5 protein-coding genes and 3 pseudogenes are annotated in these 12,651 nt (G+C 42.9%); 7 read left to right on the forward strand and 1 reads right to left on the reverse strand.

The window, feature by feature from the left end; genetic code table 11:
- From HT688_RS11565 to HT688_RS12235, 6 genes and pseudogenes are all read left to right on the forward strand, one after another.
- A pseudogene (locus tag HT688_RS11565) lies at positions 1-338 on the forward strand (sugar-binding domain-containing protein); the annotation flags it as partial.
- Entirely contained in the window at positions 323-1,504 is a 1,182-nt protein-coding gene (locus HT688_RS00125; RefSeq protein ID WP_172923424.1) for an Ig-like domain-containing protein, read from the forward strand. The pseudogene HT688_RS11565 and the gene HT688_RS00125, both read left to right, overlap by 16 nt.
- A 1-nt stretch (position 1,505) precedes the next feature.
- Positions 1,506-3,194, forward strand: a complete 1,689-nt coding sequence (locus tag HT688_RS00130) for an alpha-L-fucosidase (RefSeq protein WP_000251022.1) — start codon at positions 1,506-1,508, stop codon at positions 3,192-3,194.
- 100 nt (positions 3,195-3,294) lie between these two features.
- Complete coding sequence (locus tag HT688_RS00135; protein ID WP_000175246.1) at positions 3,295-4,269, forward strand: Rpn family recombination-promoting nuclease/putative transposase; 975 nt, start codon at positions 3,295-3,297, stop codon at positions 4,267-4,269.
- Positions 4,270-4,698: pseudogene (locus HT688_RS11570) on the forward strand (RpnC/YadD family protein); the annotation flags it as partial.
- Positions 4,699-5,422 (forward strand): annotated as a pseudogene (locus HT688_RS12235) (hypothetical protein); the annotation flags it as partial.
- Positions 5,423-5,829: 407 nt separating this feature from the next.
- On the opposite strand, the gene HT688_RS11970 reads toward HT688_RS12235, so the two are convergent.
- Positions 5,830-5,979 (reverse strand): hypothetical protein, encoded by a 150-nt coding sequence (locus HT688_RS11970; protein WP_153299488.1) that lies wholly within the window; start codon positions 5,977-5,979, stop codon positions 5,830-5,832.
- 617 nt (positions 5,980-6,596) lie between these two features.
- Here HT688_RS11970 and HT688_RS00150 point away from each other — a divergent pair.
- The gene (locus HT688_RS00150) at positions 6,597-12,578 is read left to right on the forward strand and encodes a DUF1542 domain-containing protein (RefSeq protein ID WP_172923426.1); all 5,982 of its coding nucleotides are present in this window, start codon (positions 6,597-6,599) and stop codon (positions 12,576-12,578) included.
- Positions 12,579-12,651 lie beyond the last annotated feature (73 nt).

Genomic DNA, 12,651 nt, shown 5'->3' on the forward strand with positions numbered 1-12,651 from the left:
CACGGGTGGTTATGACTGTAGGTGTGGATAATGGTAGGCAGGCCAGTCGTGAACGTTACCAAGCCCAGAAAAATGGTCGGTTTAAGCGGAAAGCCTTTCATGGCAGAGGTGTCCTCTTAGTTCAGAGCTTGGAGCGGGTAGGTCAAGTGAGAGTAAAGGCCAGTGCCAGAGGGCTAGAGCCGGCAAGTTTCGATCTCTTAGTGGGAGAGGATTTGGCTTGCCAGTCAGTGAAAAATCAGCGCTTATTTGAGATTCGAGTGGACAAGCAGGCAGGATTACAAGAAGGGGATTCCCCAGCTATTGGACTTTATCCACAAAAACTGTGGATAACCTTGTGAACAAGGTGGGGAATAGTGAAGTGATTTGGGAGACGAGTGGTAGTGCCCACGCCATTATCAAGCAGGGAGTGCTTCATTGCTTGTCTGCAGGCGACTTGGTTATCAGTGCTATTTATCAAGGAAAGACCTATCAAACTCATTTGCAGGTGGCAGAAAATACCTCACTAGGGCAGGCAGTTTTTGTACGACCACTTCGCTTGTATACAGCTAAGGGGACTTATCCACATCTTCCATCTTCAGTTTTGGTGGACTATGAGTCTGGCGGTGCAAAACGAGTCAAGGTTGTTTGGGAGGCAATCTCCGAAGAAGATATGGCAAGCTTTCATGAGTTTATGGTATCTGGTCAGCTGGAAGGGCTGGATTTAAAGGCTTCTGCTCAGATTTGTGTCCAAGGGATTTGCGCTATTGAGACTGAAAGGATTTGGACGCTTGTCAAGGAAGCCCCACACCTACCAGACCGAGTTAAGCTAGTCTTATCAGATGGCAGACGAGATACGGCCAAGGTGACTTGGGATGAACTCGATCCTCAAGTCTATGCTCAGGTAGGAGAATGTATTCTTACAGGACAAGTAGCGGGCTGTGAGTTGCCAGCAACAGTCACCATTCATGTGACAGATGCCAGTGTAGATGGGGAAGTCATTTCCAATCAGTGGACAGGATCCAACCTGCCTCTGGTATTTGCTTCCCACTCAGAGCCTAATCACCCAGTCTCTTACCTCAATGACAAGGTCATTTCTCGGAAGAAATCGACAGCCAATACTTGGATTGCCAAGTCAGAGCAAGCCAATGTCGGCATTCTTTTTGGAGATGCAGGGATTTTAAAACCGCGATTTGTGGATAATGTGACCTTGTATTATGTCGAAAATCAAGACTACGTGGCGGTGGATCCTACCCATATCGATTATTATGTAGGGAATGAGCCTAGCTTGCCTCGGACTCCAAATCATTTGGACAAGGATTCTCTGCTCAAACAAGAGGAGAATTGGCGCCCTGTATCAGCTATCCGAAAAGTGTCAAGTGACAAGGATGAGGAGCTTCGTTTTGAATTTGACAAGGTGGAAACCTATGCCCTTCGTCTTCGATTTGAAAACTTGGCAAGCCCCCTAGCCTTAACAGAATTGCAAGTGTATGCCAAAAAAGTAAAGAAAAATGTAGATAGGAAGTAGTATGGTAAGAGCAATAAAACCGCATGGCCCCTTGCCTAGTCAGGCCCAGTTAGCGTATTTAGAGGATGAACTAGCAGCCTTTATCCATTTTGGGCCTAATACCTTTTATGACCAGGAATGGGGGACAGGTCAGGAGGATCCTGAACACTTTAACCCGACACAGTTAGACGCGCGTGAGTGGGTTTGTGTACTCAAGGAAACGGGCTTCAAGAAGTTGATTTTGGTGGTCAAGCACCACGATGGCTTTGTCCTCTATCCGACAGCTCACACAGATTATTCGGTTAAGGTCAGTCCTTGGAGGAGAGGAAAGGGAGACTTGCTTCTTGAAGTATCCCAAGCTGCCACAGAGTTTGATATGGATATGGGGGTCTACCTATCACCGTGGGATGCCCATAGTCCCCTCTATCATGTGGACCGAGAAGCGGACTATAATGCCTATTATCTGGCACAGCTGAAGGAGATTTTATCAAATCCTGCCTATGGAAATGGAGGGAAATTTGCTGAGGTCTGGATGGATGGAGCCAGAGGAGAGGGCGCGCAAAAGGTCAGTTATGAATTTGAAAAATGGTTTGAAACCATTCGTGACCTGCAGGGCGACTGCTTGATTTTTTCAACAGAAGGCACCAGTATCCGCTGGATTGGCAATGAAAGAGGGTATGCAGGTGATCCCCTATGGCAAAAGGTGAATCCTGATAAGCTAGGAACAGAAGCAGAGCTGAACTATCTTCAGCACGGGGATCCCTCGGGCACGATTTTTTCAATCGGAGAGGCAGATGTTTCCATCCGTCCGGGCTGGTTTTACCATGAGGATCAGGATCCTAAGTCTCTCGAGGAGTTGGTCGAAATCTATTTTCACTCAGTAGGGCGAGGAACTCCACTCTTGCTTAATATTCCGCCGAATCAAGCTGGGCTCTTTGATGCAAAGGATATTGAACGCCTCTATGAATTTGCGGCCTATCGCAATGAGCTCTATAAAGAAGATTTGGCTTTGGGAGCTGGGGTATCTGGTCCAGCTCTTTCCGCAGACTTTGCTTGTCACCATCTGACAGATGGTCTTGAGACCAGCTCTTGGGCAAGCGACGTAGGCTTGCCAATCCAGTTAGAACTAGACCTAGGATCTCCTAAAACTTTTGATGTAATTGAGTTAAGAGAAGATTTGAAGCTAGGGCAACGAATCGCTGCTTTTCATGTGCAAGTAGAGGTGGATGGTGTCTGGCAGGAATTTGGCAGGGGCTTCACAGTTGGTCATAAGCGCCTCTTGCGAGGGCCGATAGTAGAGGCACAGAAGGTGCGCGTGATGATTACAGAGACACAGGATTTACCTGTACTGACCAAGATTTCCCTCTATAAAACTCCTAGCTTATCAAAAAAAGAAGTTGTTCAGGGATTAGCATTTGCAGAAAAAAGCCTAGCTGTGGCAAAGGGAGAGACTCTTCATTTTAGGATTGAACGTAGCGAAAGTAGTACTCCTTTGGAAGCTAAGATTTCGATTCAACCGGGGACAGGTGTCCATGGTGTCGTCTATCAGGACGAGATTCAAGTCCTTCAATTCCAAGCTGGGGAAAGCAAAAAAGATTTGACCATACCAACCCTGTATTTTGCTGCCGATAAGACCTTGGATTTCTATCTGAATCTGACTGTTGATGGACAGCTGATTGATCAAGCTCATATTTTAGTTGAAACGAGATAAAATATCTTAACAACTCATTTCTTTTCCGAATAAATAGATAGTAGCAGTGAATCTAGTAAACCTAGATTTAAAAATGTGCTATAATGAAAGGAGAAGAAATATGACATTACGTCATCCGGGCATTAGCCCAACTAATGACTTGGTTGCTAAGAAAATTTTCAGCAACCCAGAAATCACTTGTCAGTTTATTCGCGATATGCTGGACTTGCCAGCCAAAAATGTGACCATTTTGGAGGGAAGCAACATTCACGTCTTGCCTTCCCTGCCGTACTCGGCACAGGATTTCTATACCAGTATAGATGTTTTAGCTGAACTAGATAATGGCACTCAAGTAATCATTGAGATTCAAGTCCATCATCAGAATTTTTTCATCAATCGCCTGTGGGCTTATTTGTGTAGTCAGGTCAATCAAAACCTAGAAAAAATTCGCCAACGTGAAGGTGACACCCACCAGAGTTACAAACACATTGCACCAGTATACGCTATCGCAATTGTGGACAGCAATTACTTTTCAGATGACCTAGCTTTTCATAGTTTTAGTATGCGCGAGGATACGACAGGTGAGGTTTTAACCATCACCAATAATGGACAAGAAAATCATCTGGTTAAGATGGCGTTCTTGGAACTAAAAAAATACAGAGAAACCAGCAAAGACGAGGTTCGCAAGCCGTGGTTGGAGTTTTTTGGTAATAAGCCCTTTACTCAGGAACCCGAGCGAGCCATCAGCCAAGCAGATCAACTGCTGGACTACAAGAGCTGGTCCGAGGAGGACAGGGAGATGTTTAGTGAACAACGCAGACGCGAAGAACAAGCCTTGCTAGCGCAGGACTATGCCTTGGAACAAGCTGAAGAAAAAGGGTTGGAGAGAGGTCGTGCAGAAGGTCTTGAACGTGGTCGAGCTGAGGGGATTGAACAAGGCATCGAAAAAGGTTTAGAGCGTGGACTTGAACGTGGAAAACTTTTTGCCTTTCTGGATATGGTTCGGCAAGGACTTCTGACTTCCGAGGTTGCCAGCCATCAGCTGGGTATGAGCGTCGCTGAGTTTGAGTCGCTATTGAAAAAACATTACAAATAAGACCTAAAAAAATACAGAGAAACCAGCAAAGACGAGGTTCGCAAGCCGTGGTTGGAGTTTTTTGGTAATAAGCCCTTTACTCAGGAACCCGAGCGAGCCATCAGCCAAGCAGATCAACTGCTGGACTACAAGAGCTGGTCCGAGGAGGACAGGGAGATGTTTAGTGAACAACGCAGACGCGAAGAACAAGCCTTGCTAGCGCAGGACTATGCCTTGGAACAAGCTGAAGAAAAAGGGTTGGAGAGAGGTCGTGCAGAGGGGATTGAACAGGGCATCGAAAAAGGTTTAGAGCGTGGACTTGAACGTGGAAAACTTTTTGCCTTTCTGGATATGGTTCGCCAAGGACTTCTGACTTCCGAGGTTGCCAGCCATCAGCTGGGTATGAGCGTCGCTGAGTTTGAAGAACTATTGAAAGAGCATCATAAATAAGACCTAAAAAAATACAGAGAAACCAGCAAAGACGAGGTTCGCAAAGCATGGTTGGAGTTTTTTGGGAATAAACCTTTTACCCAGGAACCCGAGCGAGCCATCAGCCAAGCAGACCAACTGCTAGACTACAAGAGCTGGTCCGAGGAGGACAGGGAGATGTTTAGTGAACAACGCAGACGCGAAGAACAAGCCTTGCTAGCGCAGGACTATGCCTTGGAACAAGCTGAGGAAAAAGGGTTGGAACGCGGTCGTGCAGAAGGGATTGAACAGGGTTTAGAGCGTGGTCACATGATTACAGCCTATGAGAATGTGGCTCTCTGGCATGAACACGACATTTCCCACTCATCAGCTGAGCGTATCATCACACCTGATACGACCATCTTGATTGACTACATGCTCAACCGTTTTGGAAATATCGTCAAGAACTTGACGGTCTTACCAGAAAACATGATCCGCAACATGAACGCGACTTTTGGTCTGATCTTTAGCCAACGTGCCATGTTGACCTTGATTGGTAAAAGGCATGACCCGTGAGCAAGCCTATGACTTGGTACAACCAAAAACAGCCTACTCTTGGGACAAGCAAGTAGACTTCAAACTACTTCTGGAAGCAGATCCAGAGGTGACATCACGTTTGACACAAGAGGAAATCGATGAGATTTTCAACCATCTTTACTATACCAAACGAGTGGAGCCTATCTTTGAACGTCTAGGATTAGGATAATTAGAAAAAATCGAATTTCTATGACTCCATTTATAGGAGTAGCAGAACTTCGATTTTTATGTTATATCAAAGCCCTTTGCTAAAAAATATAATAGATTGAAACTAGAATAGTACACCTCTGCTTCTAAAACATGGTTAGAAATCGATTTGATTGTCCTGATTGATTTGTCCTATTTCTATTTCATTTTACTATAGAACCGTCCCATAAGGAGAGAGATTGGAAAATCTCCAGACTAGAGAAGTCAGCGACTTTCTTTGAATCTTGTTCCTTAAAGCTAGTCGTCTTTTTCAAGTGACCTGAATCTGCTTTAAAGCTGCCCCTACTGAAGGGAGAGCACAATCAAAATGTGCCGCAATTTCCCTGAAAGCAGCCTCGAGATGAGCCTCTACAAAAGCTTTTGACTCCTCTAAAGGAAGCTTTCGATTTTTGATGACTCGCTCTTTCCGCTCTCAGTGTCCTTGTTCACCTCATTTCTTTTCCTAGCTGAAGAGAGTTCTGAAACCAAGATCAAAAACTTTGGCTGCCTCGGCAGGACTGTGTTCTTTTTTGATGCCATCCAATGCTCCTTGTTTAAAATCAGTAGGCTAGGCCATGGCTTTCTGATAACCTGCTTGTTTAAAACTGAGCAGCTATAGTAAGTGGTCAAGACTAGTCAAGTAGTCAGGAGAGGTAAGGAGCCGCTATCTTCTGTTCTATGGCAAGCAATCAGAATAGCTAGTGATATCACTGGCTGTTTCTCTTTTTTAGGCTCCTTGCATGTTGTTATCTTCAAATGATGCCAATGAAAAAGGCGCACCCCCTTACATTTTTTCTACTTATTTTGTCGAGGCTAGTGAAAAAGATAGAGTTATTTTGAAAAAATAATATTTATAGAAATTAAGGGGTGATTGAATCCTAAAGAATCAGAGCATAAGATGTCATGAGAATCGATAAATACTTAACAAATTCATAAAATAATGAAAAATATGGATAAAAAAACCGAATAAAATTCACGAAAATCGAAAAAATGTTTTTTTTTTTTTTAGCAAAATATTAGCAAACAAAAAAGTTGCATATATCTTGGTAATTATGTATCATAGTAACGTAAATCTATGCATAGAGGAAGTCTCCTTCTATAAGGAAGGAGGAGCCTCTCTTACGTAGAAAAATATAATCCTAAAGGAGATTTAAGTAATGGACAAGAAAGTATCCATGAGTCGTTCTGAGCGCCTGCGTCGTGAGAAGGTCACGCGTTATTCTATTCGTAAATATAGTTTTGGTGCGGCCAGTGTGGCAGTAGCGGCTCTATTTATGTTTTTGGGGAACGGAGCAGTGTCAGCTGCTGAGAATGGCGCAGATTCACAAGGCGGAGCCGCTGTGGCAGCTAGCCCTAACGGGGGAGGGGAGGCTGACCCAGGAGATGGAGCACCGTCTACTGCTACAGAAAACCAAAAACCTGTAGCGGTAATTGACTATTCTCGCCAGACTGAAAAGGAAATCTTTGTCTATAATGAGGAAGATGCAAATATTGAAATTCCTGTCCACGATGACAGTGGGGAAATTCTTTATGCAACATTCAAAAAGGGGTCAAACCAGAAATTTAACAAAGTTACAGGAGAAGAAAATAAACTTGACCTTGAGTTTGGCTATACTGGAACGGTAATTAATGATGATAAGTCTAATACTACAACTGCTACTCCTGATGAATCTGGTACTTCTGCTACTGTAGCTGATCCTGCTAAAATTAGCATTTCAGGAAAACCGAATGAGCAACTAAAAGGAAATAATGGATATACAAAAAGAGAGGGCCAAGCACTCAAAATTGGGACTCGCTTTGTAAAGGTTGGTGATAAACAAGGTGCGAATAATGTTGGAGACTCTGGGACAATAAGAGATCCAGGCTATATCTCTCTTATCCTTAAATCTCAAACCTACAAATATAGCATCCAGGAACCAGCAAGTAATGCTGATAAAATCAGTGTTACAGATATTAACAATTTAACTACTGCAGATATTGATAAAATTAAAAATCAGCTTAAAGTTGAATATTCTAAAACTAGCCAGGATGCTAGACTAGCGTCGCAAAGAGGTACTGCCCTAACAAATCGTTCTGAAGTAGTGGATAGTGTAAACGTAGAGAACGGAAACGTCACTGTGACCTATAAAGACGGTTCAATCGATGTGGTTCCAGTTGCTAATGTAGCACGTACCAACCAACCTCCAACAGTAGACATTCCATATTCTGATCCTACTGCAAGAGAAATCTATGTGTATAGCGGAGAAGACAACTCATTTGATATCAAAATTAAAGATGATGCAGATAAGATTAAGTCTGCTAAATTGCTGAAAGGTGGGAATCGAGAATTTAGCCCTGTTTCAGGTGAAAATGATAAAGTTGATACAGAGTATGGATATAAGGCAAATGTTTTTAATTCCGAAACACCAGCATCAGAAACTAATCCAGCAGTTATTACCTATTCAGGGACTACAACTGCGACAAGAGATTTGCCACAAAATAAATTGGACGCAGGGACAAAAGGGGAAAATCCTAAACGCCTAGCTTTGGGTTGGCGTTATGTGAGGGTTACGGATCTTGAAGGAACAGACTTCACTGGGTCTGGACAACAAAAAGCCAATGATCATGCTTTCAATGTTGTTAATAAACCTCAGAGAGAAAAATATGATATAAAAACTCCTGAGGAAGCCGACAAGGTTGTGGTGACCGACCCTGCAGCTGTAACAGAGGAAGAGTTTGCAAAAGTAAAAGAAAGAGTCAAACTTGAATATTCTCAAACCAATCCAGATAGACGGTTAGAGTCTAAGCGTGGTCAAGAAGTAGAGAATCAAAATAGTAGGATTCAATCAATCACAAAAGATGGAAATGATTTACTAGTAACCTACACAGATGGATCAATAGACAGAAGACCACTAACAGAGTTTACGACCCTAAATAAACAACCTGCAATCGATGCAGTGAACAAGGCTGCAGAAGATAAGATTGCAGAAATTAATGCTAGTACAGATCCGAATGCTACCGAGGATGAAAAACAAGCCGCTATCGCTAAGGTAAATGCAGATAAGGAAAAAGCATTAGCAGCCATTAATGATCCTAGCCTAACAACAAAAGCTGCCTTGGATCAAGCTCAAACTGAAGGGACAACTGCCATTGCAGCCGACAATCCAGTAATAGCTAAAAAAGCTGAAGCCAAAGCGGCAATTGAAGCAGCTCGTAAGGCCAAAGAAGATGCTATTAATGCAGACAGAAATCTATCAGAAGCTGAAAAAACAGCCGCTATTGCTAAAGCCAATGAAGCAGCCCAGGCAGCAACTGAGAAAATCGATGCAGCGACGACAGATGCAGCTGTAGATGAAGCGCAAACAGAAGCCACTACAGCCATTTCTAAAGTAAACCCAATCGCTAAAGAGAATGCTAAGGCAGCAATTGCCAATGCCTTAACAGCTAAAAATGATGAGATTGATAAGCGCACAGACCTAAGTCAAGCAGAAAAAGACGCAGCTAAAGCAGAAGCCAAAAAATTAGCTGATGCAGAATTAGCTAAAATCAACGCTCAACCTGATAATGAAGATACAGAAGATGCAGCTCGAGCAACCCAAAAACTTGTGGACGCTGCAGAAGATAAAGGTGTAGCGGATGTTACCTCTGTAACTCCAGTAGCCAAAGATGCTGCTAAGAAAGCAGTGGCAGATGAACTAGCTAAGAAAGAAGCAGAAATCGATGCTCGCCAAGATCTAACAGCTGAAGAAAAAGCGAAAGCTAAGGCAGAAGCTCAAGCAGCTGCTGACGAAGCGAACAAGGCCATTGATGCTCAACCAGATGTAGCCGCAACACCAGAAGAAGCCCAAGCAGCTCAAGATAAAGTAGAAGCCGCTAAGACACAAGGTGTAGAAGCGATTAAAGCTGTGAATCCAGAAACAACTGCTAAAGCAGCCGCTGACAAAGCCATTGATGACGCTCTTGCTGCTAAGAACAAGGCCATTGATGAGCGTACAGACTTGACAGATGCAGAGAAGAAAGCTGCTAAAGACAAGGCTAAGGCAGAAGCAGACAAGGCTAAGGCAGCAGTAGCAGCCGCAACAAGTGATGCAGAAGTAGCCAAAGCCAAAGAAGCCGGTGAGTCTGCAGTTGGTGCTGTGAATCCAGTAGCCAAAGATGCTGCTAAGAAAGCAGTGGCAGATGAACTAGCTAAGAAAGAAGCAGAAATCGATGCTCGCCAAGATCTAACAGCTGAAGAAAAAGCGAAAGCTAAGGCAGAAGCTCAATCTCGAGCAGCCGAAGCGAACCAGGCCATTGATGCTCAACCAGATGTAACCACAACACCAGAGGAATCAAGGAAGGTTCAAGGAGCAGTAGATAGTGCTAAGGAACACGGTGTAGCAGCGATTAAAGCTGTGAATCCAGAAACAACAACTAAAGCTGCAGCCAAGAAAGCTATTGATGATAAGCTAGCTGAACAACTAAAAGCCATTGAAAACACACCAGATGCTACGGATGAAGAAAAAGCTGAAGCTGCTGAAAAAGCGACAGCCTTAGCCAAAGAAGCTAAGCAAGCAATTGATATTGCTACAACAGATTCAGAGGTTAAGAAACTTCAAGATGATGCAAATGCTGAAATAGGGAAAGTTTTACCTGTTGTAGAAGATAAACCAAATGCTCGTAAAGCCATTGATGAGCAAACAAAAGCGAAGAAAGAAGAGATTGACGCGCGTACTGACTTATCTCCTAAAGCGAAAGAGAATCTTAAAGATAAAGCAGATCAAATAGCAGCCGAAGCTAAGAAATTAGTAGATGCTGCGAATAAAGAAGCAGATGTTAATAAGATTCAAGACGCGGATAAATCGGCAATTAGAGCAGTTGGGGATATTAACAGACCAATTGATAAAGTGCTAGTTAATGATCCAGCCAACCTAAAAGCTGAGGAAAAAGCTAAAATCCTAGAAGAAGTGAAGAAAGTGAACCCAACAGCCAAAGAGGTTAAATATAACGACGCTGGAAATATTGAAGTTACTACAGCAAATGGTGATAAGGGAATCATTAATCCAACTGATCTGGTGAAAACGTTGGAGAATCTAGATAATGGTAAAGGTGGAAACGATATTAACAAACCACTTGATAAAGTTATCATCAAGGATAAATCGATGTTGACAGAGTCAGAAAAAGCTCAAATTATTGCTGCTGTTAAGTCTGTAAATCCAAATTCTATTGTGCTACTCGATGCAGACGGAACTGTTTCAGTGTCTACACCAGAAGGTCAGACTGCAACGATTCCATCAACTGAGTTAGTGAGAACTAAGGAAGATACAGCTAAATCTGACGCAGGAAATGGTGAAATTGTTAAACCAGCAGATAAAGTGGTTGGTGAACCGACTGATTCAGCTGCACAAGCCAAAGTAGAAGAAAAATTAAGAAAACTCAATCCTGAGGCTAAATCTGTTAAATTTGATGATAAAGGTAACGCTACTGTTACTTTAAATGATGGAACTGTGGCAACAATTCCATGGAAAGATTTATTCAAATCACCGGAAGATGCAACTAAACCAAACGCAGGCAACGACATCGTTAAGCCGGCGGATAAGACGGTTGTAGCGAACTCAGACAAGTTGACAGTTGCAGAGAAGAAAGCTATTGAAGAAAAGGTTAAAGCAGTTAACCCAGGAGCGACTGTAGTAGTGGACGATAAAGGAAATGCCACAGTCACAACACCAGAAGGTAAAACAGCCGTTATTCCAGCAACAGACTTGACGAAGTCAGCAGCAGATGCAGCTAAACCAAATGCAGGCAATGATGTCAATACACCAGCAGCTAAAACTGTAGCAGCGAACCTAGACAAGTTGACAGACGCAGAGAAGAAAGCTATTGAAGAGAAGGTTAAAGCAGTCAACCCAGGCTCAACTGTAGTAGTAGACGATAAGGGTAATGCTACAGTTACAACACCAGAAGGTAAGACAGCGGTCATTCCAGCCACTGATTTAGTGAAAACACAAGATGATATTACTAAAGAAAATGCAGGCAATGATGTCAATACACCAGCAGCTAAAACTGTAGTAGCAGATCCAGATGCCTTAACTCCAGAAGAGAAGAAAGCTATCGAAGAGAAGGTTAAAGCAGTCAACTCAGGTTCAACTGTAGTAGTAGACGACAAAGGTAATGCAACAGTAACTAAAGCTGATGGTACAGTTCTGAATATTCCGGCTTTAGACCTAGTAATCCCAGCTGGAAACCTAGCTGACGAAGCTAAGACTGCTAAAGTGAAAACACCAGCATTCCGTACATTAGTTGGAAACAAAGATAACTTAACGGAAGATGAAAAAGCAGCAGTTAAGAAAGCAATTGAAGCCGTCAATTCAGGAGCGACTGTAGTAGTAGACGATAAAGGTAACGCCACAGTAACACTAGATGGAAATACAGTATCGATTGCAAAAGACCAATTAGTGAAAACAGAAAGTGATGTAACAGCTAAGAATAGCGGAGATAACATCAACCTTGACTTTGAAAAAGAAACAGTAGCAGACTTTACTAACTTAACAGATTCAGAAAAAGAAGCTGCAAAAGCTAAGATTAAAGCAGTAAATGCTGATGTAGTAGATGTTCTCTTTGACAAGGCAGGAAATGCAACTGTTGTAACTAAAGATGGCAAAGTTTTAGCAATTACCGCTGAAGCTATCTTTAAACAAGCTCCTTCAGCTCAAAATAACGGAGCTACTAACACTGAAGCAAAAGTGGATAAAGCTAAGTTAGCAGATGCTATTCGTCAGTTAGATGGACTAATCATCCAAGAATCAGCTAAGCTTGATGCAGAAACTGCAAAAGCAGCGAACGCATTATCAGCAGATGCTAAGAAAGTATTTGCCAATGCAGATGCAACTCAGGCAGATGTGGCTGCAACGGTTAAACGTATCGAAGACTTCCTGGCGAAAGTTTCTCCAGCAACTAATCATGCAAGTCCAGCTAATGACCAAGCTGCTCAAACACCAGCTGTAGTTCCAGCTCAAGCAGCAAATGCCAACCAAGCAGCAACAAACGTGCGTACAGTCGCTAAAGAGTTGCCAAATACAGGTACAGCAGATTCTACTGTAGCTATGGTAGCAGCTGCCGCAAGTGCCTTACTTGGTCTTGGTCTTGCAGGTCGTCGTCGTAAAGAAGACGAAGAAGTTTAATTGGTAGATTGTTTGATACTTATCGAATAATAAATCCAATTTTCAAAGCTTAACAAGTACCTCTCATAAGAAA

Source organism: Streptococcus sp. 1559 (assembly GCF_013276735.1).
Classification (GTDB): Bacteria; Bacillota; Bacilli; order Lactobacillales; family Streptococcaceae; genus Streptococcus; species Streptococcus pseudopneumoniae.